General features: G+C 56.7%; 21 protein-coding genes. 11 read left to right on the top strand and 10 right to left on the bottom strand.

Translation table 11 applies throughout. The features are described from left to right. The first annotated feature begins 24 nt into the window (after nucleotides 1–24). The 3 genes from upp to ACSPHG_RS05965 all read left to right on the top strand — a co-directional run bounded on the left by upp (nucleotide 25) and on the right by ACSPHG_RS05965 (nucleotide 2821). A complete protein-coding gene (upp, locus tag ACSPHG_RS05955) occupies nucleotides 25–651 on the top strand; it encodes a uracil phosphoribosyltransferase (protein ID WP_435952589.1) in 627 nt (208 codons plus the stop codon). Nucleotides 652–734: 83 nt separating this feature from the next. Then, complete coding sequence (gene uraA, locus ACSPHG_RS05960) at nucleotides 735–2018, top strand: uracil permease (RefSeq protein WP_435952590.1); 1284 nt, start codon at nucleotides 735–737, stop codon at nucleotides 2016–2018. A 101-nt stretch (nucleotides 2019–2119) separates the two neighbouring features. After that, nucleotides 2120–2821 (top strand): DnaA inactivator Hda, encoded by a 702-nt coding sequence (locus tag ACSPHG_RS05965; RefSeq protein ID WP_435955952.1) that lies wholly within the window; start codon nucleotides 2120–2122, stop codon nucleotides 2819–2821. Nucleotides 2822–2950: 129 nt separating this feature from the next. On the opposite strand, the gene arsC is transcribed toward ACSPHG_RS05965, so the two are convergent. Continuing rightward, on the bottom strand, nucleotides 2951–3307 hold the full coding sequence (arsC, locus tag ACSPHG_RS05970) for an arsenate reductase (glutaredoxin) (RefSeq protein ID WP_435952591.1): 357 nt from the start codon (nucleotides 3305–3307) through the stop codon (nucleotides 2951–2953). Between the two features lie 11 nt (nucleotides 3308–3318). Further along, complete coding sequence (gene bepA, locus ACSPHG_RS05975; RefSeq protein WP_435952592.1) at nucleotides 3319–4782, bottom strand: beta-barrel assembly-enhancing protease; 1464 nt, start codon at nucleotides 4780–4782, stop codon at nucleotides 3319–3321. 211 nt (nucleotides 4783–4993) lie between these two features. Here bepA and ACSPHG_RS05980 point away from each other — a divergent pair, with 211 nt between their 5' ends. Next, complete coding sequence (locus ACSPHG_RS05980) at nucleotides 4994–6067, top strand: AI-2E family transporter (RefSeq protein WP_435952593.1); 1074 nt, start codon at nucleotides 4994–4996, stop codon at nucleotides 6065–6067. 144 nt (nucleotides 6068–6211) lie between these two features. Here ACSPHG_RS05980 and bcp read toward each other — a convergent pair whose 3' ends face one another. Together bcp and ACSPHG_RS05990 are read right to left on the bottom strand one after the other, a co-directional pair. Next, a complete protein-coding gene (gene bcp, locus ACSPHG_RS05985; protein WP_435952594.1) occupies nucleotides 6212–6682 on the bottom strand; it encodes a thioredoxin-dependent thiol peroxidase in 471 nt (156 codons plus the stop codon). A 15-nt stretch (nucleotides 6683–6697) separates the two neighbouring features. Beyond that, nucleotides 6698–7252, bottom strand: a complete 555-nt coding sequence (locus ACSPHG_RS05990) for a glycine cleavage system transcriptional repressor (protein WP_435952595.1) — start codon at nucleotides 7250–7252, stop codon at nucleotides 6698–6700. 145 nt (nucleotides 7253–7397) lie between these two features. On the opposite strand from ACSPHG_RS05990, the gene dapA reads away from it, so the two are divergent. The 5 genes from dapA (at nucleotide 7398) to ACSPHG_RS06015 (ending at nucleotide 13140) form a co-directional block, all read left to right on the top strand. After that, on the top strand, nucleotides 7398–8276 hold the full coding sequence (gene dapA, locus ACSPHG_RS05995) for a 4-hydroxy-tetrahydrodipicolinate synthase (protein ID WP_435952596.1): 879 nt from the start codon (nucleotides 7398–7400) through the stop codon (nucleotides 8274–8276). 16 nt (nucleotides 8277–8292) lie between these two features. Next, nucleotides 8293–9327: an outer membrane protein assembly factor BamC gene (bamC, locus tag ACSPHG_RS06000; protein WP_435952597.1), complete on the top strand. Its 1035-nt coding sequence runs from the start codon at nucleotides 8293–8295 to the stop codon at nucleotides 9325–9327. 106 nt (nucleotides 9328–9433) lie between these two features. After that, on the top strand, nucleotides 9434–10147 hold the full coding sequence (gene purC / locus ACSPHG_RS06005) for a phosphoribosylaminoimidazolesuccinocarboxamide synthase (RefSeq protein ID WP_435952598.1): 714 nt from the start codon (nucleotides 9434–9436) through the stop codon (nucleotides 10145–10147). A 133-nt stretch (nucleotides 10148–10280) separates the two neighbouring features. Continuing rightward, complete coding sequence (ypfJ, locus tag ACSPHG_RS06010; protein ID WP_435955953.1) at nucleotides 10281–11159, top strand: KPN_02809 family neutral zinc metallopeptidase; 879 nt, start codon at nucleotides 10281–10283, stop codon at nucleotides 11157–11159. 28 nt (nucleotides 11160–11187) lie between these two features. Next, nucleotides 11188–13140 (top strand): tRNA(Met) cytidine acetyltransferase TmcA, encoded by a 1953-nt coding sequence (locus ACSPHG_RS06015; RefSeq protein WP_435955954.1) that lies wholly within the window; start codon nucleotides 11188–11190, stop codon nucleotides 13138–13140. A gap of 192 nt (nucleotides 13141–13332) precedes the next feature. On the opposite strand, the gene ACSPHG_RS06020 is transcribed toward ACSPHG_RS06015, so the two are convergent. Genes ACSPHG_RS06020 through ACSPHG_RS06030 form a run of 3 tightly spaced genes read right to left on the bottom strand, consistent with a single transcriptional unit; the run spans nucleotide 13333 to nucleotide 15042 of the window. Then, complete coding sequence (locus tag ACSPHG_RS06020) at nucleotides 13333–13524, bottom strand: YpfN family protein (protein ID WP_435952599.1); 192 nt, start codon at nucleotides 13522–13524, stop codon at nucleotides 13333–13335. Between the two features lie 29 nt (nucleotides 13525–13553). Continuing rightward, complete coding sequence (dapE, locus tag ACSPHG_RS06025; protein ID WP_435952600.1) at nucleotides 13554–14681, bottom strand: succinyl-diaminopimelate desuccinylase; 1128 nt, start codon at nucleotides 14679–14681, stop codon at nucleotides 13554–13556. Nucleotides 14682–14685: 4 nt separating this feature from the next. Further along, nucleotides 14686–15042, bottom strand: coding sequence for an ArsC family reductase (locus ACSPHG_RS06030; RefSeq protein ID WP_435952601.1), 357 nt, complete (start codon nucleotides 15040–15042; stop codon nucleotides 14686–14688). 513 nt (nucleotides 15043–15555) lie between these two features. Between ACSPHG_RS06030 and ypfM the strand changes: the two genes are divergently transcribed. Then, the gene (ypfM, locus tag ACSPHG_RS06035; RefSeq protein WP_087867655.1) at nucleotides 15556–15615 is read left to right on the top strand and encodes a protein YpfM; all 60 of its coding nucleotides are present in this window, start codon (nucleotides 15556–15558) and stop codon (nucleotides 15613–15615) included. A 112-nt stretch (nucleotides 15616–15727) separates the two neighbouring features. On the opposite strand, the gene acrD is transcribed toward ypfM, so the two are convergent. From acrD to narQ, 3 genes are all read right to left on the bottom strand, one after another. Further along, entirely contained in the window at nucleotides 15728–18844 is a 3117-nt protein-coding gene (acrD, locus tag ACSPHG_RS06040) for a multidrug efflux RND transporter permease AcrD (protein WP_435952602.1), read from the bottom strand. Between the two features lie 149 nt (nucleotides 18845–18993). Then, the gene (narP, locus tag ACSPHG_RS06045; protein ID WP_435952603.1) at nucleotides 18994–19638 is read right to left on the bottom strand and encodes a nitrate/nitrite response regulator protein NarP; all 645 of its coding nucleotides are present in this window, start codon (nucleotides 19636–19638) and stop codon (nucleotides 18994–18996) included. 23 nt (nucleotides 19639–19661) lie between these two features. Beyond that, nucleotides 19662–21347: a nitrate/nitrite two-component system sensor histidine kinase NarQ gene (gene narQ / locus ACSPHG_RS06050; protein WP_435952604.1), complete on the bottom strand. Its 1686-nt coding sequence runs from the start codon at nucleotides 21345–21347 to the stop codon at nucleotides 19662–19664. Nucleotides 21348–21680: 333 nt separating this feature from the next. On the opposite strand from narQ, the gene aegA reads away from it, so the two are divergent. Further along, on the top strand, nucleotides 21681–23681 hold the full coding sequence (gene aegA, locus ACSPHG_RS06055; RefSeq protein WP_435952605.1) for a formate-dependent uric acid utilization protein AegA: 2001 nt from the start codon (nucleotides 21681–21683) through the stop codon (nucleotides 23679–23681). The last annotated feature ends 217 nt before the right edge of the window (nucleotides 23682–23898 follow it).

A 23898-nucleotide genomic window follows, 5' to 3' on the forward strand; every position in this document is an offset into this window, starting at 1 on the left:
CCAACATCTCGGGGAGAAAGAGTTATGAAGATCGTGGAAGTGAAACACCCACTCGTCAAACACAAGCTGGGCCTGATGCGTGAGCAGGACATCAGTACCAAGCGCTTTCGTGAACTCGCCTCTGAGGTTGGCAGCCTGCTGACTTACGAAGCCACTGCGGATCTGGAAACGGAAAAGGTGACTATCGAAGGCTGGAATGGCCCGGTAGAAATCGACCAGATCAAAGGTAAGAAAATTACCGTGGTGCCTATTCTGCGTGCCGGTCTGGGCATGATGGAAGGCGTGCTGGAAAATGTACCAAGCGCGCGTATCAGCGTGGTGGGCGTCTACCGCAACGAAGAAACCCTGCAGCCTGTGCCTTACTTCCAGAAGCTGGTTTCTAACATCGAAGAGCGTATGGCGCTGGTCGTTGACCCGATGCTTGCCACCGGCGGCTCGATGATCGCCACTATCGACCTGCTGAAAAACGCGGGCTGCACCAGCATCAAGGTGCTGGTACTGGTTGCTGCACCGGAAGGTATCGCCGCGCTGGAGAAAGTCCACCCGGACGTTGAACTCTACACAGCTTCAATCGATCAGGGCCTCAACGAGCACGGATACATTATTCCAGGCCTCGGCGATGCCGGCGACAAAATATTTGGTACGAAATAAAAAAGCAGCCGACTTCGAAAGTCGGCTTTTTTTTGGTTTGTAAAACTCGTCGTTCGTTAAAACAATACTCAGAGGAAAACAACATGACCCGCCGTGCTATCGGGGTAAGTGAAAGACCACCGCTATTGCAAACGATTCCGTTAAGTTTGCAGCATCTGTTCGCCATGTTTGGTGCCACCGTTCTGGTGCCGATTCTGTTTCACATCAACCCGGCCACCGTTCTGCTGTTTAACGGTATCGGCACGCTGCTCTATCTCTTTATTTGTAAGGGTAAGATTCCTGCCTATCTCGGCTCGAGCTTTGCGTTTATTTCCCCGGTGCTGCTGCTTTTACCGCTGGGTTATGAAGTCGCGCTGGGCGGCTTTATCATGTGCGGCGTGCTGTTTTGCCTCGTGGCGCTGATTGTGAAAAAAGCGGGCACCGGCTGGCTGGACGTCATGTTCCCACCGGCGGCGATGGGGGCCATCGTTGCGGTTATCGGCCTTGAGCTGGCGGGCGTTGCGGCGAACATGGCGGGCCTGCTGCCTGCCGAAGGCGCTTCCCCGGACACTACCACCATCATTATTTCTCTCGTGACGCTTGCGGTGACCATCTTCGGCTCCGTGCTGTTCCGCGGCTTCCTGGCAATTATCCCGATTTTGATCGGCGTGCTGGCGGGCTATGCGCTGTCGTTTGCGATGGGCGTGGTGGACGTTACGCCAATCCGCGAAGCGCACTGGTTCGCGCTGCCAACCTTCTATACGCCGCGTTTCGAATGGTTTGCTATTTTCACCATTCTGCCCGCCGCGCTGGTGGTTATCGCCGAGCACGTTGGTCACCTGGTCGTTACGGCGAACATCGTGAAGAAAGACCTGCTTCGTGATCCAGGCCTGCACCGCTCAATGTTTGCCAACGGCATTTCGACAATTTTCTCTGGCTTCTTCGGCTCCACGCCGAACACCACCTACGGCGAAAACATCGGCGTGATGGCGATTACCCGCGTTTATTCCACCTGGGTTATCGGCGGTGCGGCAATCCTCGCCATTCTGCTCTCCTGCGTCGGCAAGCTGGCGGCGGCGATTCAGATTATCCCGGTGCCGGTGATGGGCGGCGTTTCCCTGCTGCTGTACGGCGTGATCGGCGCTTCCGGTATTCGCGTGCTGATCGAATCAAAAGTTGACTACAGCAAGGCGCAAAACCTGATCCTTACCTCGGTGATCCTGATCATCGGCGTCAGCGGCGCGAAAGTGCACATTGGCGCGGCCGAGCTGAAGGGCATGGCGTTGGCGACTATCGTTGGCGTAGGCCTGAGCTTAATCTTCAAATTAATCAGCATCCTGCGTCCGGAAGAAGTGGTGCTGGACGCGCCGGAAAACGAAGTTAAGTAGCCGTTTCAAGTCCTGCCGGGCGGCAAACCGCCCGGTTCTACAGCCCCCCAATTCTGTGGTAGACTCTTAGCGTTTTTCTGCCTGTTATGGTTGAGGTAATTCTGAATACGCCGGCACAGCTTTCACTGCCACTCTATTTGCCTGATGACGAAACGTTTGCCAGTTTCTGGCCGGGTGATAACCCTTCTTTGCTCGCCGCCCTGCAGTCCGTGCTCCGTCAGGATCACAGCGGGTACATCTATTTTTGGTCGCGAGAAGGAGGCGGGCGCAGCCATTTGCTGCACGCCGCCTGTGCGGAACTGTCGCAGCGAGGCGAGGCGGTCGGCTACGTACCGCTGGATAAACGCACCTGGTTTGTGCCCGAAGTGTTAGACGGCATGGAACAGCTTTCCCTGGTTTGCATCGATAATATCGAATGCGTCGCGGGGGACGAGCTGTGGGAAATGGCGATCTTTAATCTCTATAACCGCATCCTGGAATCAGGCAAAACCCGTCTGTTGATTACCGGCGATCGCCCGCCGCGCCAGCTTAATCTTCAGCTGCCGGATCTCGCATCGCGCCTAGACTGGGGGCAAATCTACCGGCTACAGCCGCTGTCGGATGACGATAAGCTTCAGGCCTTGCAGCTTCGTGCGCGCCTGCGTGGGTTTGAGCTACCGGAAGACGTGGGGCGTTTTCTGCTCAAGCGCCTGGATCGCGAAATGCGAACGCTGTTTATGACGTTGGATCAGCTGGATCTCGCGTCTATTACCGCCCAGCGCAAGCTTACGATCCCGTTTGTAAAGGAAATTCTCGGGCTTTAATGTCTCGTGATGCCTCGGTGGGTGGCGCTGTCGCCTATCCACCCAACAAGCCACACAACGCCGCACGTTCGTAGGTCGGATAAGGCGTGAGCCACCATCCGATGCTCGCCACCCGACGTTAATCCCGCATTACAAAATCTCAAGCACCGACTCAGGCGGGCGGCCAATGCGCGCTTTGCCGTTGGCTAACACGATTGGGCGTTCAATCAGCTTCGGATGTTCCACCATCGCCTTAATCAGCCGTTCTTCGCTTAGCCCCGCATCTGCAAGATTTAGCTCTTTATAGAGTTCTTCTTTTTGGCGCATCAATTCGCGCGCGCTCGCAAAACCTAATTTGCCCAGCAGGGATTTGAGGGTTGCCGCATCCGGCGGCGTTTCCAGATACAGCACAACTTCAGGCTCCACGCCGTTTTCCTTGAGCAGGTTTAGGGTTTCGCGGCTCTTGGAACAGCGTGGATTGTGGTAAATAGCAACTCCTGCAGACATTCGAACTCCTGTTACATCTTTTGGTATTGAAGGAAGCGTTTTTGCAATTCCCGGAACTGGTCGATGCGCGCATCGTAGCGAGCCTGCTGCAGGCTGCCGAGCTTCACCTGTGCGCTGGCGCTGCTGAGTAGGGAAATAGCCTGATCGAGGCGGCCATTCAACGCCATCACTTCTGCACGGGCGGCCAGCTCCTGATCGCGGTTACCCATCGCAGATTCTGCCTGCGCCAGCAAATCCCATGCGTTGCCGTCGTCCGGATAGGTAAACGTGTAGCGATTGAGGATAGCAGCAGCCTGCGCCGGTTGACCGCCCTGCACGTAGGCGTTGGCGAGGTTAAGCTGTAACACCGGGTTCTGTTTGATTCCCGGCGCATTTTTCAGGCGATTGATAGCGTCTGTGGCTTTGTTCTGCCCCAGATCGATGTCGGTCGATAAATCGAGATACCACGGATTAGCCGGCTGGGCCGCCAGCAGCGGCTGCAGCGCTTTACGGGCCTCATCCCATTTACTTCCTTCCATCGCCTGAAGCGCACGGCCGTATTGTGCGGCGTTCTGTTCACGGATATTTCCCTTCGCCCACGCATCAAGCAGATCGCTGGTTAACTGATTGCGACCGGAATTGTACATGCCGAGGGTGCGCACCTTCGCCATGTAAAAATCTTCCGAAGACTGCACCACCACGGGCCGCATCTGGTTGGCGCGGTTGCGGGCGTCGGCCAGGCGGCTTTCCGGTAGGGGGTGGGTCAGCAGGATTTCAGGCGGGCGCGTAGAATAGCGCGACTGATCCAGCAGCTTTTCAAGGAAGGTCGGCATGGCCTGCGGGTTGAAGCCCGCGCGCTGTAAAACCTGAATGCCAATGCGATCCGCCTCCTGCTCGTTTTGCTGAGTGAAGCTGATCATGCCCTGCTGGGTGCCCGCAAGCGTACCTGAAAGCGCGGCCATCCCCGCCTGTGGGCTAGCCATCGCCAGCAGGATCGAGCCAAGCGCACCCACCCACGTCAGTGGCGCATTCTTTTTCTGATCTTCCATCGCTCGGGCGAGGTGTCGCTGGGTGACGTGTGAAATTTCGTGCGCCATAACCGAAGCCAGCTGGCTCTCGTCGTCCGCGTAGCGGAACAGCGCCGAGTGCAGCACCACGTTACCGCCGAAGAAGGCGAAGGCGTTTATCTCGTCATTGTTGATCAGGTAGAAATGGAAAGGCGTTTTGACGGAATTCGCGTGGCTGACCAGGCGCATCCCTAGGTTATTGATGTACTGCACCAGTAACGGGTCGTTGATCAACGGGGCGCTGCCGCGCAGCTGGCGAACGTAGAAGTCCCCCATCTGCATTTCCTGACCGATTGACAGCGTGTTCCCTGCTGATGTGCCCATATCAGGCAGTTGATCGGCAACATCCGCAAGAACGGGCGTGGCCGGGCTTGCGAGTAAGGCTGCCATAAGCGTTGCAACCAGCGATTTTTTCAACTGCTTGAACATACATCCTGTCCTGTGTAATCAAAGTCTATCTTCGACATGCTCCACGCGTTTTCGTTCGCGCCCGCTGAGGAAGTGTAGCCCGGGATTTGTTTGAGATACATCTTATCTATGAGCAATTTAAACCGCCATAAAACAGGCGTAAAAAGCAAAGTCTTTCTGATGACATTTCGCTACAATCTCGTTTCGCACAAAGCTGTCAGGGAAGGGATGTATGCTCGAAATGTTGTTGCAGTGGTACCGCCGACGGTTTAGCGACCCGGAGGCCATCGCGTTGCTGGTCATCCTGGTGGCCGGGTTTGTCATCCTCTTTTTCTTCCACGGTCTTTTAGCGCCGCTGCTGGTCGCCATCGTGCTGGCCTATCTGCTGGAGTGGCCAACGGCGCGACTTGAACGCATTGGCTGTTCACGCACCTGGGCGGCCACCCTCGTGCTGGTACTTTTTGTCGGCATCCTGATGGTTATGGTGCTGGTGGTTGCGCCGGTCGCCTGGCAACAGGGTATTTACCTCATCCGCGATATGCCCGGAATGCTGAACAAGCTGTCTGATTTTGCCGCAACGCTGCCGAAGCGCTATCCGGCGTTGATGGACGCGGGCATCATCGACGCGATGGCGGAAAACATGCGCGGCCGCCTGTCCGGCATGGGCGATCAGGTGGTGAAGTTCTCCCTGGCTTCCCTCGTGGGGCTGTTGACGCTGGCTATTTATTTAGTGCTGGTGCCGCTGATGGTCTTCTTCCTCGTTAAAGATAAAGAGCAGATGCTCAACGCCGTGCGGCGCGTGCTGCCGCGTAACCGCGGGCTGGCAGGGCAGGTGTGGCTTGAGATGAACCAGCAAATCACCAACTACATCCGTGGCAAAGTGCTGGAAATGATTGTGGTGGGCATCGCGACCTACATCGGGTTTATCGTTTTCGGGCTTAACTACTCGCTGCTGCTGGCGGTGCTGGTGGGCTTCTCGGTTCTTATCCCTTACATCGGCGCTTTTGTGGTGACGATTCCGGTAGTTTGCGTCGCGCTATTCCAGTTCGGCCTCGGCACGGAGTTTTGGACGCTGTTTGCGGTGTATCTGATTATCCAGGCGCTGGACGGCAACCTGCTGGTGCCGGTGCTGTTCTCCGAAGCCGTTAACCTGCATCCGCTGGTGATTATTCTGTCGGTGGTGATTTTCGGCGGGCTGTGGGGATTTTGGGGCGTGTTCTTTGCTATTCCCCTCGCGACGCTAATCAAAGCGGTTGTTCACGCCTGGCCGGACGGGCTGATTCTTGAAGATGAGCAGCAAAGATAAGGATTAACCGGTGGATGTCGCTTGCGCTTATCCACCCTGCAAACGCAATAGTGCTGCATTGATGTAGGCCCGATAAACGTAGCGCCATCCGACACAAAAAAGCCGACTTTTCAGTCGGCTGATTTATATCTAATTCTTGCAGGATTAAGCGTTTTCTTTCAGCCAGTTCACAACGATATCGTGGTGGTTGCTGGTCTTGAAATCATCAAACACTTTTTCGACTTTGCCTTCGCCGTCTAAAAGGAAGCTAATCCGGTGGATGCCGTCGTAGGTTTTGCCCATAAAGGATTTCTCGCCCCACACCCCAAACTGCTCGCAAACCTGATGGTCTTCATCGGAAAGCAGGGTGAAGTTCAGCAACTCTTTCTCGGCAAAACGCGAGAGCTTCTCTGGTTTATCGGTGCTGATACCCAGCACTTCTACACCAGCCTTTTTCAACTCGTCCATGTTGTCGCGCAGACCACATGCCTGAACGGTGCAGCCTGGCGTCATCGCTTTTGGATAAAAGTAAACCAGAACGCGCTGTCCCTGGAAGTCGGTTAAATTTACTTGCTCGCCGTCTTGATCGGGCAGGCTAAATTTCGGTGCGCTATCACCGGCTTTCAGTGGGCTCATCACTACTCTCCGTCTTTAATCATCTTGCTGTGGGTTCACCACGCTAATAGTGCCCTGTGCATTGAGTTCTGTACATAGGGCTTTGAAGGCCTGCTCGATAATTGCTGCATCTTCAGACGCCGGACTGTGGGCGGTGATCTGAATATACAGCTGAGGCGGCGTATTATCCTGCGCGGGCTGGGTACGCGACACCAGCTCGGCGATATTCATATGGTGCGTGTCGAACAAATGCGTAAAGCGCTCAATCAGATGCGGCGAGTCGGCGACTTCAACCTGCACCCAGACGGTGGCAGGCATGGCGGGGCGATCCTGAGAATTAGTGCGCTTCATCACGATCAGCAGGTCCAGCTCTGCGCCTTTAAGCGGCAGCGTCGATTCAATCAGGGTAATGGCGTTCCAGCTGCCGGACAGCAGCATAATGAACGTGAACTCTTCACCGAGCATCGCGAGGCGACTGTCTTCGATATTACAGCCGCAACTGCTGACATGGCGGGTGATGGTATTAACAATACCAGGTCTGTCCGCCCCAAGGGCTGTGATAACCAGATAATGGTGTGGTGAAGGAGTCAAGCGCGTTATTCCTGTGAATCGGTGGGATATCATAAGGAAAGCATAAAAAAATTCTGCATACAACCGTGTAGAGTGACCTGGCGGCTTGCTTTTGATCCTGCACCAAACGTAACATTGAGAGACATGTTTGCACAGAGGATGGCCAATGTTCACGGGAAGTATTGTCGCGCTTGTAACGCCGATGGATGAGAAAGGTAATGTCTGCCGGTCAAGCCTAAAAAAACTAATTGATTACCATGTCGCCAGCGGAACCTCGGCGATTGTCTCTGTAGGGACTACAGGCGAGTCTGCCACCCTAAGCCACGACGAGCACGGCGATGTGGTCATGCAGACCCTGGAACTGGCCGATGGCCGCATCCCTGTTATTGCAGGTACCGGTGCGAACGCTACCTCCGAGGCTATCTCCCTGACCAAACGCTTTAACAACAGCGGTATCGTTGGCTGCCTGACCGTCACTCCGTATTACAACCGTCCTACGCAGGAAGGGCTGTTCCAGCACTTCAAGGCTATCGCTGAAAGCACCGATCTCCCACAGATGCTGTACAATGTGCCGTCCCGCACCGGCTGCGATATGCTGCCGGAAACCGTTGGGCGTCTGGCAAAGATTAAAAATATTATTGGTATCAAAGAAGCGACCGGGAACTTAACGCGTGTTAACCAGATCAAAGAGCTGGTTGAAGACGACTTCATCCTGGTTAGCGGTGACGATGCCAGCGCGCTGGACTTCATGCAGCTCGGCGGCCACGGCGTCATTTCCGTCACGGCAAACGTAGCCGCGCGTGAAATGGCGGAAATGTGTAAACTGGCGGCCAGCGGGCAATTTGCTCAGGCGCGTGAGATCAATCAGCGTCTGATGCCGTTGCACTATAAATTATTTGTAGAACCCAATCCTATCCCGGTGAAATGGGCCTGTAGAGAATTGGGACTTGTGGCGACCGACACCTTACGCCTGCCAATGACGCCGCTGACTGAACAAAGTCGCCCGGTGATCCTTAGCGCGCTTAAGCATGCCGGTTTGCTGTAAAGTTTAGGGAGATTTGATGGCTTACTCAGTACAGAAGTCGATGGTGGCGAAAGTTGCAGTGGTTTCTATTGCGATGCTGCTGGCTGCATGTAGCAGCGACCAGCGTTACAAGCGCCAGGTTAGCGGCGATGAATCCTATCTTGATGCAACTCCGCTTGCGGAAATCCACTCACCGTCGGGCATGATCCTGCCGGTACAAAACGGTGAATACAACGTTCCGGTCACCAACGGCAGCGGCGCAGTAGGCAAACAGCTGGACATTCGTCCGCCAGCCCAACCCCTGGCGCTGGTTAGCGGTGCGCGCACCCAATTTACCGGTGATACAGCTTCCCTGATGGTGGAAAGTGCACGTAGCTCAACGCTGTGGCCGCAGGTCGTCAGCGTGCTGCAGGCGGGCAACTACGGCATCGACAAGCGCGATGATGCGAGCCAAACCCTGACCACCGACTGGGTGCAGTGGAACCGTGCCGATGAAGACGAGCAGTACCGTGGCCGCTATCAGGTCAGCGTCAAGCCGCAGGGCTACCAGCAGGCGGTGGTTGTTAAGCTGCTGAATCTGGAACAGGCGGGCAAGCCGGTGGCCGATGCCGCATCTCTGCAACGCTACAGCGCGCAAATGCTTAACGTCATCAGCGCCGGTCTGGATAAAGCGCAAAACGATCGCCAGAACGCGCAGGACAGCCGCTCTTCCGCCCAGCTTGACGTACAGAGCGCCGCAGATGATACCGGTTTACCGATGCTCGTCGTGCGCGGCCCGTTCAACGTTGTCTGGAACCGCTTACCGGCCACGCTTGAAAAAGTGGGCATGAAGGTAACCGATTCAACGCGTTCTACTGGCAGTATGGCCGTAACGTACAAACCGTTGTCTGACAGCAGCTGGCAGGAACTTGGGGCGAAAGACCCTGGCCTGGTTAGCGGTGATTACAAACTGCAGGTCGGCGACCTCGATAACCGCAGCAGCATGCAGTTCATCGATCCGAAAGGGCACACGCTGACTCAGTCTCAGAACGACGCGCTGGTCGCCGTATTCCAGGCGGCATTCAGCAAGTAACTTTTAAAGGCCAGGGTTACCTGGCCTTTTTTCTGGTAGGCTACGCAAACGTGTGCGTAGGCGCAGAAAGCGGAATTTTTAACTAAATCACACCGGAGTAAGAAAGATGCAAAAGCAAGCTGAGTTGTATCGTGGCAAAGCGAAAACCGTATACAGCACGGAGAACCCGGACCTGTTGGTGCTCGAATTCCGCAATGATACGTCAGCAGGTGACGGTGCGCGCATCGAACAGTTTGACCGTAAAGGCATGGTGAACAACAAGTTCAACCATTTCATTATGGCTAAGCTTGAAGAAGCGGGCATTCCTACACAGATGGAAGCCCTGCTCTCCGACAACGAAGTGCTGGTGAAAAAGCTCGATATGGTGCCGGTTGAGTGCGTGATTCGTAACCGCGCGGCGGGCTCCCTGGTAAAGCGTCTCGGCATTGAAGAAGGCATCGAGCTTAACCCGCCGCTGTTTGACCTGTTCCTGAAAAACGACGCGATGCATGACCCGATGGTCAACGAATCCTACTGCGAAACCTTCGGTTGGGTGAGCAAAGAGCATCTCGCGCGCATGCGCGAACTGAGCTACAAGGCCAACGATGTGCTGAGCAAACTGTTTGACGATGCGGGTCTGATCCTGGTGGACTTCAAGTTGGAGTTCGGCCTGTTTAAAGGCGAAGTGGTGCTGGGCGATGAGTTTTCCCCGGACGGCAGCCGCCTGTGGGACAAAGAAACCCTCGACAAAATGGACAAAGACCGCTTCCGCCAGAGCCTGGGTGGCCTGATAGAAGCCTACGAAGAAGTCGCCCATCGTCTTGGCGTAAAATTAGACTAATCTCCCACGCGTAGACTTCGAAGCCGGATGTGTTTTGCACATTCGGCTTTTTCACATCCTGTTTCTTATGGTAATCCCGCGATTAAGCACCTACGATCTACCCATTACAAGGTGTAAATAACGAGGTGGAATGATGCGTTGGCAAGGGCGTCGCGAAAGCGACAATGTAGAAGACAGGCGTAATAATTCCTCGGGCCCGAGCTTTGGCGGCGGCGGTGGCGGCTTCCGTTTACCCGGCGGCAAAGGCGGCATCATCCTGCTGCTTGTCGTGGTGGTTGCCGGATATTATGGCGTTGATCTTACGGCGCTTCTCTCCGGCGGGCAGCCGACGACGCAGCAGCAGGCGTCGCAGCGCTCCATCAGCCCAAATGATGACGAAGCGGCTAAATTCACCTCGGTTATTCTTGCCACCACCGAAGACACGTGGGGGCAGATTTTTCAGCAGATGGGGCGCACCTATCAGCAGCCGAAGCTGGTGATGTACCGTGGAGCCACGCGCACCGGCTGCGGCACCGGTCAGTCCGTGATGGGGCCATTCTACTGCCCGGCGGACGGCACCGTTTATATCGATCTCTCTTTCTATGACGAGATGAAAAACAAGCTCGGTGCCGACGGCGATTTCGCTCAGGGCTACGTTATCGCTCACGAAGTGGGCCACCACGTTCAGAAACTGCTGGGTATTGAGCCGAAGGTGCGCCAGCTCCAGCAGAGCGCCTCGCAGACGACAGGCAACCAGCTGTCGGTAAAAATGGAGCTACAGGCCGACTGCTTCGCGGGCGTCTGGGGCCACAGCATGCAGAAACAGGAAGTGCTCGATGCCGGTGATTTGCAAGAAGCGCTTAACGCGGCCGAAGCCATCGGCGATGACCGCCTGCAGCAGAAGTCGCAGGGGCGCGTCATGCCGGACAGCTTCACCCACGGCACGTCCGAGCAGCGCTACACCTGGTTCAAACGCGGCTTCGACAGCGGCGACCCGGCGCAGTGTAATACCTTCGGCAACAGCCTTCGTTAACGACGCGCGGGTTTAATCAGCAACAAGGATTTCAGGCATGGAACAGCTTCGACAGACCACCGCCAGCATGGCTAAAAGCGGTATCCGGCGCATGCTCGTGGTGGCGGGCGATGCGGCATGGAGCAGCCAGCAGGCAAGCGTCTTGGCTGGCCTGCTTCCCGGCGACTGGCTGTGGGTCGGCGCTGCGCCTGAACTTCCGCTAAACTGCGCGCCCGCGGCGATGCGCACGCTGCTGGGCCGCGAGTTTCAGCATGCTATCTTTGACGCACGCAGTGGCCTGGACGCCGAAGCGCTTGCGGCCCTTGCCGGAACGCTAAAAGCGGGCAGCTGGCTGGTTTTGCTGGTGCCGCCCTGGCAGCGCTGGCCCGATTTGCCGGATGCCGACTCGAGCCGCTGGAGCGACTCCCCCCAGCCGATAGCTACGCCAAACTTCATCCATCATCTGCAAAAATGCGTCAGCGACGATAGCGAAAGCTGTCTCTGGCAGCAGCATCAGCCGCTGCGCCTGCCTGATTTTTATCCTCGGCCCGCCTGGCATCCTGCAAACGGGTCGCCCGAGCGGGAGCAGGCGGAAATCCTCGCGGCGCTGCAATCTATGCCGCCCGGCGCCGCCGTTGTAACCGCTCCGCGTGGCAGAGGCAAGTCGGCGCTTGCGGGTATGTTGCTGCGGGGTCTGGCAGGCGATGCGCTTGTGACGGCACCAACAAAAGCGGCAACCGACGTATTAGCCCAGCATGCGGGCGACAAATTCAATTTTATTGCCCCGGACGCGCTTCTCGCGCAGCCCGAAATTCAGCATGCGGAGTGGCTCATTATCGATGAGGCCGCCGCACTTCCCGCCCCGCAGCTTCGCCAGCTGATAGCGAGATTCTCGCGCACCCTGCTCACCACCACCGTTCAGGGCTACGAGGGAACGGGGCGCGGATTCCTGCTGAAGTTCTGCGCGGCTATCGATTCCCTCCGTCGTTACTCACTGCAAGCCCCGATTCGCTGGGCGCAGGGCGATCCTCTTGAAGCGCTAATCGACGGCATACTTATGTTTGATGAGGCTGATATTACGCGCGTGGTGCAGGACGAGGTATCGCTTGCTGTGGTTGAGCGGTCCGAAGGCTGGCGGCTCGGGCAAATGTACCGGCTGCTGTCGGGCGCACACTACCGCACCTCGCCTCTGGACTGGAGGCGCATGCTTGATGCCCACGGGCAGCACTTCATCGCGGCCTGCTGCGGGGAAGAAACCGTCGGTGCAGCCTGGCTGGTGGAAGAGGGCGGGTTGGATGAAGATCTCAGCCGCGCGGTGTGGGCGGGCCAGCGCCGCCCGCGTGGAAACCTGGTTGCGCAGTCTCTCGCAGCGCACGGCGGTAGCCCGCTTGCGGCAACGCTGCATGGCCTGCGGGTTAGCCGCATCGCCGTGCATCCGCTACGCCAGCGCCAACGGCTAGGGCAGCAGCTGATAGCGATGGCAAAAGCGAACGCGCCTCGGGGAACGGACTATCTCTCCGTCAGCTTTGGCTACACAGACGAGCTGTGGCGCTTCTGGAAAAGCTGCGGCTTCGTGCTGGCGCGCGTTGGCAGCCATCGAGAAGCCAGCAGCGGCTGCTACACGGCGATGGCGCTGCTGCCGCTCAGCGAGGCAGGAGAAGCGCTCACCCGGCATGAACATGCCCGCCTTGCGCGTGACGTGGAGTATCTCCAGCCGTGGATAGACGACACCATACCGATTGCGGCGGTGCCCGACGCGGCTTTAAACGCAGATGACTGGCTTGAGCTTGAGGGCTTTGCCCATGCGCATCGCCCGCTGGAGGCCTGCATCGGGTCGCTCAACCGCCTGCTTCTGGCAAGCTCGCTGCCTTTAAAAGCGCTGCGCGGCAGGGTTCAGGAAAGGAAAGATGTTGATGTGCTTTGCGCGGCGCTTGGTTTGTCAGGGCGTAAAGCCCTGCTGGCGGCGATGAGGCAGGAAGTTCAGCGGGCATTGATCGGATAACTGGTGGATGGCACTTCGTTTATCCACCCTACAAAACCGTAGGTCAGAAAAGCGCAGCGCCGTCCGATATTGTGATGAATCCCTACCAAACCGTAGGTCGGATAAGCGCAGCGCCATCCGACACGTGTTGATGGGTCGCTACAAAAATGTATGTCGGGTAAGCGTAGCCGCCACCCGGCATATTTCGGATAATTAAGGCTTCTTCTTCGGGAAATCGTCTTCGTCATCCCACTTATCGTTGAAATCACGATGCGGCGGGAGGTCGGGCTTGTTCGCCATATACTTCTTCGGATCGATGCGTTTCAGATCCTTAATCACATTCAGGAAAATGCCGAGCAACAGCACCAGGACGATAATCCACCAGTAATGCGATAGCCATTCCATGCGCTTACTCCTCTCTGTTCTCGCAGCCGTCAGGCGACAAGCTGCTCCATAATACGTTGATACATCCGGGCAAGAAGCTGCAGGTCCGCGGCGTTGACGCACTCATTAATCTTATGAATGGTCGCGTTCACCGGGCCCAGCTCCACCACCTGCGCGCCCATACGGGCAATAAAGCGTCCGTCTGACGTGCCGCCGGTGGTCAGAAGTTGCGGCCTGATTTCATTATAGTGCTGAACCGCGTTCACCACCGCATCGACCAGCTTGCCGCGTGAGGTAAGGAACGGCTGGCCCGATAGCCACCAGTCCAGCGTGTAGCGCAACCGGTGTTTCTCGAGCAGGGCAATGACGCGCTGCTTGATATCGGCGTCGGTCAGTTCGGTGCTAAAGCGGAAGTTGAACTGTACAAACATATCGCCGGGGATCACGTTATTGCTGCCGGTTCCGGCCTGAACGTTGGCGATCTGCATGCTGGTGGCCGGGAAAAATTCGTTACCCTTGTCCCATTCGATGGACACCAGCTCGCTGAGCATCGGGGCCGCGCGGTGAACGGGGTTATCCGCCAAGTGTGGATAGGCAACGTGGCCCTGCACGCCGTGAATCGTCAGGTTGCAGGTCAAAGAACCGCGACGGCCATTCTTCACTACGTCGCCTACTACTTCGGTGCTGGACGGCTCGCCGACCAGGCAATAGTCAAGACGTTCGCGGCGTTCCATCAGCGTTTCAACGACCTTCACGGTGCCGTTTTTGGCGCTGGCTTCCTCGTCGGAGGTGATCAGAAATGCCAGTCGGCCTTTGTGATTGGGATGTTGTGCGACAAAGCGTTCCGCTGCAACTACCATCGCCGCAAGGGAGCCTTTCATATCCGCAGCACCGCGGCCAAACAGCATACCGTCGCGAATGGTGGGCTCAAACGGCGGGTTTATCCATCGGTCCGCATCGCCGGACGGCACGACGTCGGTATGGCCTGCAAACGCCAGCGTTTCGCCTTGCCCTCTCCATGCCCAGAAGTTCTGCGTGTCGCCAAAATCCATATGCTCGACGGTAAAACCAATGGCACGCAGTCGCTCAATAAGCAGCGCCTGGCAGCCCGCGTCGTCGGGGCTCAGGGAAGGGCGGCGGATAAGCTGTTGCGTCAGCTCAATAACCGGGCATGACATAAGACTATACCTCGTTGATAAACTGCTGATAGTTCGATTCATTGAAACCCAGCAGCATAGGCTGCCCGGGCGCGCAGAGCAATGGTCGTTTAATGATTGCCGGCATTTCTAACATGAGCGCGGCGGCGCTTTTCGCGTCTTTAATAGATGCGCGATGCGCTTCGTCGAGCTTGCGCCATGTTGTACCGCGCGTATTGAGCAACGCTTCCCAGCCTAGCTCGGCGATAAAGCTGTCCAGCAGCTCGGCGCTCAGGCCGTCCGCGCGGTAGTCGTGAAACTGATAGTCGACGCCCTGCGCTTCCAGCCAGCGGCGCGCCTTTTTGATGGTGTCACAGTTTTTAATGCCGTAAAGGGTTATCACGCGTTTCAGTCCTTTTGTCGAGACTCTGATTTCTTTATCAGATAATTAGAACGAGTAAAAAATGATAATAATGTACGAAGGAAAAATATAACCAAATAGCTACGCTAAACCTTACGTAATATAACTATTGTGAAGCATTTTGAATAAACTTTCACCCGTTATGCACCGCCATTCTTCATCAGGTTTGAATCGCCTGGAGTTGTCATAAATTACCTTATCTAAAATTGAATATATAAATACTTCGCTCGCTACCTACTCTGCTCGCCCGTTAAGAACTTTCCTCTCCTCGGCGCGAAGCCGCGCGTTCGCTAAGACATTTCATAAAATTCTGAAGTTCTAAGAAACATTTTGTTTCAGGTGCTGCGTCACATTATTCGCCATTAGAGGGTTTAGAATTAGGGCATTACGCAATAGCAATTAATATATGCGGCGAGTCAGAAAGCAGTCGGTCAGAATTGCTTCACTCACCAGAATGAATTGCGTATAATTAAAGCAATTATTAGAGAGGCTGTTATGATTGAGCATGAACTGGGGAACTGGAAAGATTTCATTGAAGATATGCTTCGTAAATGATCTGACCAGAAAATGGCAAGAGCATGATGTTCTTATTTGAAATAACTCTGTGAGTAACATCACTAAAAAGGCGACCGCAAAGGCCGCCTTTTTTGTTTTAGTCCCTTTGCAATCAGTCTTCCTGATTCGCCTTGAGCGGGAAGCGACGCCGTACCAGCACAAAGAACAGCGGCACGAAGAAAATCGCTAAAACGGTTGCTGAAATCATTCCGCCCATCACGCCGGTGCCAACCGCATGCTGGCTGCCGGAACCCGCGCCGGTGCTGGTGGCCATTGGCAGCACGCCGAAGATAAAGGCCAGCGAGGTCATCAATATTGGGCGTAAACGCTGGCGACAGGCGTCGAGCGTGGCGGACACCAGCTCGCGCCCCTGCGCGTTCATATCGTTGGCGAACTCCACGATCAGAATGGCGTTCTTCGCCGAAAGCCCAATGACGGTGAGTAGCCCCACCTGGAAGTACACGTCATTCTCAAGCCCCCGCATCCAGGTGGCGAGCAGGGCGCCAATTACGCCAAGCGGCACGACGAGCATAACCGAGAACGGCACGGACCAGCTTTCATAAAGCGCGGCGAGGCACAGGAACACGACCAGCAGCGAGATAGCGTACAGCGCCGGAGCCTGCGCGCCGGAAAGCCGTTCCTGATAGGACATGCCCGTCCACTCCAGCCCAATGCCGTTCGGCAGCTTCTTCACCAGGTTTTCCATGATGTCCATCGCCGTACCGGTACTCACGCCTGGCGCAGCCTCACCGACAATCTCGACGGCTGAATAACCGTTGTAGCGTTCCAGGCGCGGCGAGCCCGTCTGCCAGCGCGACGTGGCGAAGGCGGAGAACGGCACCATGCCGCCGTCTTTGTTGCGGACATACCACTGGTTAATATCGTCAGGCAGCATGCGGAACCTGGCGGCAGCCTGCACGTAAACCTTCTTCACGCGGCCGCGATCCATAAAGTCGTTCACGTAGCTTGAGCCCCAGGCGGTTTGCAGCGTGTTGTTGATATCGTCGATGGAAACGCCGAGCGCCTGGGCTTTGCGCTGGTCGATATCGATTTGCAACTGTGGGCTATCGTCCAGCCCGTTGTGGCGAACGCGGGTGAGCGTGCCGTCATTGCCCGCCATTTCCAGCAGTTGGTCGCGCGCCTGCATCAGCGCGTCGTGCCCGGCACCGGCGTGGTCCTGTAATTCCATATCAAAACCGGCGGCGTTGCCCAGGCCGTTAATCGCCGGCGGGCTGCTGGCGATAACCTGCGCCTCTTTGATTTTGCGGAAGTGCTTAGTGGCGCGTTCGATAATCGCGAACGAGCTGCCGCTGGTAGCGTCACGATCGTCCCAGTCCTTCAGGCGCACGAACATACGCGCGACGTTTTGCCCGTTCCCGCCCGGTCCGGAGCCGATGGTGGAGAATACCGACAGGACGTTATCTTTCTCCTGGGTCAGATAATACTGCTCGATACGATCGACCACCTTCAGGGTTTGCTGCTGGGTCGAACCGCTCGGCAGCTGCACGGAGGTGGTGAACACGCCGCGATCTTCAAGCGGCAGGAAGGAGGTCGGCAGGCGCAGGAACAGGAACACCATACCGCCGAGCAGCAGGGCGTAAATCAGCATCCAGCGGACGCTGTTGGCCAGAATTTTCCCTACGCCGCTTTCGTAACGGGCGGCGCTGCGGTTAAACATGCGGTTAAACCAGCCGAAGAAGCCTTTCTCGCCGTGATGTTCGCCTTTGTGCAGCGGCTTGAGGATGGTGGCGCACAGGGCTGGCGTCAGGATTAGCGCCACCAGCACCGAGAGCACCATTGCCGAAACGATGGTTATCGAGAACTGGCGATAAATCGCCCCGGTCGTCCCGCCGAAGAAGGCCATCGGCACGAAAACGGCGGACAGCACCATCGCAATCCCCACCAGCGCGCCCTGAATCTGCCCCATCGATTTGCGCGTGGCCTCTTTGGGCGACAGGCCTTCCTCGCTCATGATGCGCTCGACGTTCTCGACCACCACGATGGCGTCATCCACCAGCAGGCCGATGGCGAGAACCATCGCGAACATCGTTAGGGTGTTTATGCTGTAGCCGAAAGCGTACAGCACCGAATAGGTGCCAAGCAGCACCACCGGCACGGCAATGGTTGGGATGAGCGTTGCGCGGAAGTTCTGTAAGAACAGGTACATGACGAGGAAAACTAGCAGAATGGCTTCCAGCAGGGTTTTCACCACGTCTTCAATCGAGGCCTTAACGAACGGCGTGGTTTCATAAGCGATTTTCGCTTCCAGGCCGTGCGGGAAAAACTGCGACAGCTCGTCAATTTTGGCGCGGGCGAGCCTGTCGGTTTCCATCTCGTTTGCGCCGGAAGCCAGCTTGATCCCAAGCCCGGAGGCGGCCTGGCCATTATAGCGGCTAAGGAAGTCGTATTTTTCGGCACCAAGCTCCACTTCCGCCACATCGCCAAGGGTGACGAGCGAACCGTCCTGGTTGACGCGCAGGGTGATGTCTTTGAACTGCTGCGGCGTTTGCAGCAGAGACTGGGCGTTAATGGTGGCGTTCAGCGCCTGTAAATCAACGGATGGCGTACCGCCGAGCTGGCCGACGGCTATCTGCGCGTTCTGGGAACTGATGGCATCAACAACGTCCTGCGTCGTGAGCTGGTAGCTGGTCAGCTTGTTGGGATCGAGCCAGATGCGCATCGAATACTGCGAACCGTACGCGTCGACGCTGCCTACGCCGTTGATACGACTGAGCGGATCCTGCACGTTACTGGCAACGTAGTCCGAAATATCCTGCTTATCCATGCTGCCGTCGGTGGACACAAACGCCACCATCAGAATATTGGTATCGCCCGTTTTATTTACCGTTACGCCCTGGGTTTGCACGGCCTGGGGTAATTTACGCAGCGCGGACTGAAGCTGGTTTTGCACCTGTTGAACGGCTTCGTCCGGGTCGGTTCCTGCCTTAAAGCTCAGCGTGATGGTGGCCTGTCCGGCGCTGCTGCTCTGCGACGACATGTACATCATGTTGTCCAGCCCGGTCATGTTTTGTTCAATGACCTGAGTTACGGTGTTTTCCAGCGTCTGGGCAGAGGCCCCAGGATAGTTTGCTGTGATTCGCACGTTAGGCGGTGCGAGATCGGGGTATTGCTCAACGGGGAGCGAAAAAATAGCAAGTGCGCCGGTGAGGCATAAAATAATGGCCAGCACCCAGGCAAAAATGGGGCGATTGATAAAGAAATTCGCCATCTGGTCAGGACCTCGTAAGCACTTCGGATTGTCATTATGGGGGCAGCGGACACTGTAGCCTCAACCGCCATTGCAAACGTGGAGAAATTGAGGAGATAGTGTAAATGATCTTAGCGTGCTATTGACCTTCTGGCGCGATATTCAGGGACTTAAACGCCCCGGCTTTCAAGGAACAGTACCGTTGCCGCCACGCGTGAACGTACCTGAAGCTTGCGTAATAAATTGCGGATATGAACCTTCACCGTTTCTTCGGAAATATGCAGACCCGCCGCGATTTGCTTATTTGACAGGCCGCGTGCGACTTCCTGCAACACATCCAGCTCACGCTCCGTCAGCGTAGTGAAGGGATCGTCAATACGCGTTTGCGTACCGCGAGTACGTAAGTATTCAGCCACCTGCGCGCTGAAAGCCTCACCGCCCTTTGCGCCTTTGCGAATATCATCCAGTAACACTTCTGGGTCACTATCTTTCAATAAATAGCCGTCTGCACCGGCGTCAATCAGGGTGAAGATATCGCTACGCGCATCGGAAACGGTCAGCACGATAATGCGCGCGCCGACCCCTTCGTGCCGCAGCGCGTTGAGCGTATCCAGCCCGCTCAGGCCCTTCATGTTTAAATCCAGCAGGATCACGTCAGGGGATAAACGATTGGCGAGGCTAATCGCTTCCGTGCCGCTGCTCGCTTCGCCCACCACCAAAAAGCCGTCGTCCATTTCCAGAAGCTGCCGTATTCCCCGGCGCATCAGCGGATGGTCGTCAACAATCAAAACCTCAAAGACATTTTGCTCACTCATAGCTGCTCCTGCTATTTCCTTCATTATTGTCTGACGCCTGAACGAAAGGTGATCGTAATCAGCGTGCCGCCCTCTGCGGGGCGGGTAATAGTTAACGTACCGCCCAGCTGTGCCGCGCGTTCGTGCATGATATTCAAACCGTAGTGGCCTTCCGGCTCGCTAAAGCTCGTCATACCTTTACCGTTATCAAGAATGGTTGCCGTATGCTCCCCGGCAGGGGACGTCGTGCAGGTGACGGAAATCTCCCGCGCGTCGGCGTGCTTAATGGCATTGAGCACCGCCTCACGAATAATTTGCAGCAGATGAACCTGCTGCTGGGCGTCCAGCGCCTGGGTCGGCATTTTACAGTCCAGATGCAGGGTCGCATCGGTTTGCTGCCGCAGCGGTTCGATCATTTCCTTCAGCGCTGCGGGCAGGTCGGCCTGCTGTAGCGTCAGGCGGAAAGTGGTCAGCAGCTCGCGCAGCTGCCGATAAGCGTCGTTCAGCGCCTGTGAAAAATCGCCGATGATCTTCTGCGCTTTGTCATTCTCCTGCGGCACCGTGCGCCGGAGCAGCGTGAGCTGAATGCGTAAAAAAGAAAGTACCTGCGCCAGCGAATCGTGCAGCTCGCGGGCGATAGTCGCTCTTTCCTGCATCAGCAGCAGCTGCTGGTAGTGCTTCTGCGCCTGGTTAAAATACAGCCCGCGCCCTAGCATGGTCGCCACGCTTTTCATCAGCGCCAGGGGCGGCGTGTTCTCGCTCGACTGCCAGCGCAGCAGGCCCAGCTCATCATCCTGTTGGGTAATAGGCACCGACTGCCAGGGCGTTGCTGCCTGCTGCGTACCCTCGCGCAGCAGCCAGTTTTCTCCAACCTGCATTTCGATGTAGTCCACCTTTTCCTGCTCGCGCACCAGCTGGAGGATATGGCTAAAGCAGTGCCTGTCGATGGTGCTGACGTTCAGCGCCTGCGAGCAGGCGTAAAGCACTTCCAGCGTGCGGTTCGCCTCCTGCAGGCTCAGCGTTTTTTGCTCAACCTTATCTTCCAGCGAGCGGTATAGCCTTTGCAGCTCGTCCGCCATGCGCGTGAAGATGTGCGCCAGCAGGCCAATCTCGTTGGGCAACGTGGTATCCAACGGCGGGTGGTCGAACTGCCCGCGTTCCACGGATTCGCTGGCCAGCATCAGCTTGTTCAGCGGCGCGACGACCTGCTGGCGGAACCGGCGCAGGGTGAAAAACACCAGGATGAAAATAGCGATAAATCCAATAATCGAGGTGATCACCACCTGGGTCATCTTTCTTTCGGCGTAGTGTTGTAACGCCAGCACAAACAGGTCGATTTGCGCGACGTAGCCAGCAATATGGCTGTGAAACCAGCCGATATCTCCCTGCCGAATGTGCCGCTCCATATCAGCCCAGGCGCTATTAATGGCGTTGTAGCGGTCGCGCACCTCCTGCGGCACCCAGATGCGTGACGGGTTAAGCAGCGCCTTCGAACCCAGCGTCTGGTTGTAGTGCGCCAGATGCTGTTCGATATTTGCGCGATCGTTCTGTAAGTCGTAGCCGAGGCGGTAGCTCTGCATGCGCAGTGACCCGGCGACGTTAATCGCTTCGGCATCGCGCTGGCTGCTGGCAAGCGTCAGGATCGCCGCGCCCGTTGAGATCAGCGAAAGCAGTACGATAAACAAAAAGGCGCGGGCGAGGCTCGCCCAAACCGAGCTTTGCACTATCACGGGGCGAATAACCTCGACAAATATAGGGTGGGCGAAACCTACCAGAAAGAAGGGCGCGGAAAAACTTTTGTTGAGGTTATTTCGAGCCGAATTCCAAAACTGGAAGTCGGGTTAACCCGGCGTGATCAGAAAATACTCAAACACCTTACAAATAATATTAAAGGAATAATGTTTCATTTTTTTGATAACAGAAATTGATCCTTACCAGGTTATCAGCAGATTCGCGACCAAACTGGGCATTTGACCATTGCCAGCGTCAGCCTCCCTCAGGTAAAGAATATCCCCATAAAAAATAAGCCTCCTTCTTCGTGAACACAGGCAACAGAGGTCCAGATGAATCGTTTTGTTCTTGCCAATGCCCAGCAGTGCGTCGGCTGTTATGCATGTGAAGTTGCCTGCGTGATGGCGCACAACGGCGAAAAGCATGTCCTGAAAGCCGAGCAGTTTCTGCCGCGTATTCGCGTCATAAAAGATGCCGGGCGCGCCAACGCCGTTACCTGCCGTCATTGCGAAGCGGCCCCCTGCGCCAATAGCTGCCCTAATGGCGCTATATCCCGCATTAATGAAAGCATTCAGGTTAACCAGCGCAGATGCATCGGCTGCAAATCCTGCGTGGTTGCCTGCCCGTTTGGGGCGATGCAGGTCGTTACCGTCCCGCTTGACGGCAGGCGCAGCGTTAAGGCCAACGCCCATAAATGCGAGTTGTGTAACGGGCGTGAAAGCGGCCCGGCATGCGTGGAAAACTGCCCGAGTAAGGCGCTAAGGCTTATCACCGACGATACGCTTAATACGCTAGCAAAAAACCGCCGCCTGCGTGCCGCCGCCCAGGAAACGCAGCCGTGGCACGCCACCGCTCGGCAGTATTCACAGCAGCAGCCAACCACGGCAGATGTAAGCCTGGCCGCGAAAATGCGCGCCACGCCGCCTCGCCAGGACCCGGATAAAATTGACCTCACGCTGAGGAAAACGGGGTTTACAGAAATCTACCGCACCTTCAGTAAATCCCAGGCCGAAAGCCAGGCGGATCGCTGCCTGAAGTGCGGCGAACACAGCGTTTGCGAATGGACCTGCCCGCTGCACAACCACATTCCGCAGTGGATTGAGCTGGTGAAAGAGGGCCGCGTGATGGAGGCGGTGGAGCTTTCGCATCAAACCAACTGCCTGCCGGAAGTCACCGGCCGCGTCTGCCCGCAGGATCGCCTGTGCGAAAACGCCTGCACGCTGAAAGACGAGTACGGCGCGGTGACCATCGGCAACATCGAACGCTTTATCTCCGAAAGCGCCTTCGCCAGCGGCTGGACGCCCGATTTATCCTATGTGCGGCCAACCGGCCGCCGTGTGGCCATCATCGGCGCGGGGCCTGCGGGCCTTGCCTGTGCGGATATTCTGGCGCGCAACGGCGTACAGGCGACGGTCTTTGACCGCCATCCGGAAATCGGCGGCCTGCTGACCTTCGGCATTCCTGCCTTCAAGCTGGACAAATCTTTGCTCAGCCGCCGCCGGGAAATCTTCAGCGCCATGGGCATCGACTTCAGGCTCAACTGCGAAATAGGCCGTGATATCCCGCTGGAGCAGGTTCTGGCGGATTACGACGCGGTGTTTGTCGGCGTGGGAACCTACCGCTCGATGAAGGCGGGATTGCCAAACGAAGACGCGCCGGGCGTCTACGACGCGCTGCCGTTCCTCATCGCTAATACCAAACGGGTGATGGGGCTGCCGGAGCTGGCTGATGAACCCTATATCAATATGGCGGGGAAACACGTGGTGGTGCTGGGCGGTGGCGACACGGCGATGGACTGCGTGCGCACCTCGCTGCGGCATGGCGCTCGGCAGGTCACCTGCGCCTACCGTCGCGACGAGGCCAATATGCCAGGCTCGAAGAAAGAGGTCAGAAACGCCCGCGAAGAGGGCGCGGAGTTTGAGTTTAACGTTCAGCCGCTGAACGTTGAGCTGGACGAAAGCGGCCAGGTTGCCGGTATCCGCATGCTGCGCACGAGGATGGGCGAACCCGACGCGGAGGGTCGTCGCCGCCCGGAACCCATCAACGGCTCTGAGTTTGTGATGCCCGCCGACGCGGTGGTGATGGCGTTTGGCTTTCATCCGCACGGCCTACCGTGGCTGGAAGAGCAGGGCGTCAAGCTCGATAGCCGGGGCCGCATCGTGGCGAGCGTGGAAGACAGGCTGCGCTACCAGACCAGCAACCCGAAAATCTTCGCCGGCGGCGATGCCGTGCGCGGCGCGGATCTGGTGGTTACCGCGATGGCGGAAGGTAGGCATGCCGCCGCTGGCATCATGGACTGGCTCAACGTGGCGGAGCAAAGGGCGATTAATTAGAGTTTGGTCGGATGGCGCTTCGCTCGTCCGGCCTGGAGTAAACCAAACCGTTCCCCTTTTTGATCCTGTACCGGCATTTACCCATTTAGGGGGATGCCGTAATTACCCCTTTGTCACATAACGTAACCCTCAATAAAAAACCGTAGAAGACTACGGAAATAACAGTGATGTTTTTGCCGGTCTCAGGCCCATGGGGCTGGCGATTGTGAAGCAAGGA

This window comes from Dryocola baronae, from assembly GCF_051297175.1.
GTDB lineage: Bacteria > Pseudomonadota > Gammaproteobacteria > Enterobacterales > Enterobacteriaceae > Dryocola.

Excerpts from the sequence above, each read along its gene's own strand:
- upp (WP_435952589.1), top strand. The coding sequence starts at position 25 with ATGAAGATCGTGGAAGTGAAACACCCACTCGTCAAACACAAGCTGGGC.
- uraA (WP_435952590.1), top strand. The coding sequence starts at position 735 with ATGACCCGCCGTGCTATCGGGGTAAGTGAAAGACCACCGCTATTGCAA.
- arsC (WP_435952591.1), bottom strand. The coding sequence starts at position 3,307 with ATGTCTGCAGGAGTTGCTATTTACCACAATCCACGCTGTTCCAAGAGC.
- bepA (WP_435952592.1), bottom strand. The coding sequence starts at position 4,782 with ATGTTCAAGCAGTTGAAAAAATCGCTGGTTGCAACGCTTATGGCAGCC.
- ACSPHG_RS05980 (WP_435952593.1), top strand. The coding sequence starts at position 4,994 with ATGCTCGAAATGTTGTTGCAGTGGTACCGCCGACGGTTTAGCGACCCG.
- bcp (WP_435952594.1), bottom strand. The coding sequence starts at position 6,682 with ATGAGCCCACTGAAAGCCGGTGATAGCGCACCGAAATTTAGCCTGCCC.
- dapA (WP_435952596.1), top strand. The coding sequence starts at position 7,398 with ATGTTCACGGGAAGTATTGTCGCGCTTGTAACGCCGATGGATGAGAAA.
- bamC (WP_435952597.1), top strand. The coding sequence starts at position 8,293 with ATGGCTTACTCAGTACAGAAGTCGATGGTGGCGAAAGTTGCAGTGGTT.
- purC (WP_435952598.1), top strand. The coding sequence starts at position 9,434 with ATGCAAAAGCAAGCTGAGTTGTATCGTGGCAAAGCGAAAACCGTATAC.
- ypfJ (WP_435955953.1), top strand. The coding sequence starts at position 10,281 with ATGCGTTGGCAAGGGCGTCGCGAAAGCGACAATGTAGAAGACAGGCGT.
- ACSPHG_RS06020 (WP_435952599.1), bottom strand. The coding sequence starts at position 13,524 with ATGGAATGGCTATCGCATTACTGGTGGATTATCGTCCTGGTGCTGTTG.
- dapE (WP_435952600.1), bottom strand. The coding sequence starts at position 14,681 with ATGTCATGCCCGGTTATTGAGCTGACGCAACAGCTTATCCGCCGCCCT.
- acrD (WP_435952602.1), bottom strand. The coding sequence starts at position 18,844 with ATGGCGAATTTCTTTATCAATCGCCCCATTTTTGCCTGGGTGCTGGCC.
- narP (WP_435952603.1), bottom strand. The coding sequence starts at position 19,638 with ATGAGTGAGCAAAATGTCTTTGAGGTTTTGATTGTTGACGACCATCCG.
- aegA (WP_435952605.1), top strand. The coding sequence starts at position 21,681 with ATGAATCGTTTTGTTCTTGCCAATGCCCAGCAGTGCGTCGGCTGTTAT.